Raw genomic sequence first — 1,058 nt, 5'->3', positions numbered from 1 at the left:
CAGGTCCGTGCGAAGCCGTAAGGCGATGTATACGGACTGACGCCTGCCCGGTGCTGGAACGTTAAGGGGACCGGTTAGTCAGGATTCGTTCTGGCGAAGCTGAGAACTTAAGCGCCAGTAAACGGCGGTGGTAACTATAACCATCCTAAGGTAGCGAAATTCCTTGTCGGGTAAGTTCCGACCTGCACGAATGGCGTAACGACTTCTCGACTGTCTCAACCATAGGCCCGGTGAAATTGCACTACGAGTAAAGATGCTCGTTTCGCGCAGCAGGACGGAAAGACCCCGGGACCTTTACTACAGTTTGATATTGGTGTTCGGTTCGGCTTGTGTAGGATAGCTGGGAGACTGTGAAGCATGCACGCCAGTGTGTGTGGAGTCGTCGTTGAAATACCAGTCTGGTCGTGCTGGATGTCTAACCTGGGTCCGTGATCCGGATCAGGGACAGTGTCTGATGGGTAGTTTAACTGGGGCGGTTGCCTCCTAAAGGGTAACGGAGGCGCCCAAAGGTTCCCTCAGCCTGGTTGGCAATCAGGTGTTGAGTGTAAGTGCACAAGGGAGCTTGACTGTGAGACCGACGGGTCGAGCAGGGACGAAAGTCGGGACTAGTGATCCGGCGGTGGCTTGTGGAAGCGCCGTCGCTCAACGGATAAAAGGTACCCCGGGGATAACAGGCTGATCTTCCCCAAGAGTCCATATCGACGGGATGGTTTGGCACCTCGATGTCGGCTCGTCGCATCCTGGGGCTGGAGTCGGTCCCAAGGGTTGGGCTGTTCGCCCATTAAAGCGGTACGCGAGCTGGGTTTAGAACGTCGTGAGACAGTTCGGTCCCTATCCGCTGTGCGCGTAGGAGTCTTGAGAAGGGCTGTCCCTAGTACGAGAGGACCGGGACGGACGAACCTCTGGTGTGCCAGTTGTTCTGCCAAGGGCATGGCTGGTTGGCTACGTTCGGGAGGGATAACCGCTGAAAGCATCTAAGCGGGAAGCCTGCTTCGAGATGAGGACTCCCACCCACTTGATGGGGTAAGGCTCCCAGTAGACGACTGGGTTGATAGGCC

1 rRNA gene is annotated in these 1,058 nt (G+C 56.4%); it reads left to right on the top strand.

What is annotated here, in order from left to right:
• Positions 1 to 1,058 (top strand): 23S ribosomal RNA (locus tag IE305_RS32690); the annotation flags it as partial.

This window comes from Streptomyces mashuensis, from assembly GCF_014654785.1.
GTDB classification, from domain to species: Bacteria; Actinomycetota; Actinomycetes; order Streptomycetales; family Streptomycetaceae; genus Streptomyces; species Streptomyces mashuensis.
The sequence above is the reverse complement of the archived record's forward strand: the minus strand, read 5'-3'. Positions and strand labels throughout refer to the sequence as shown.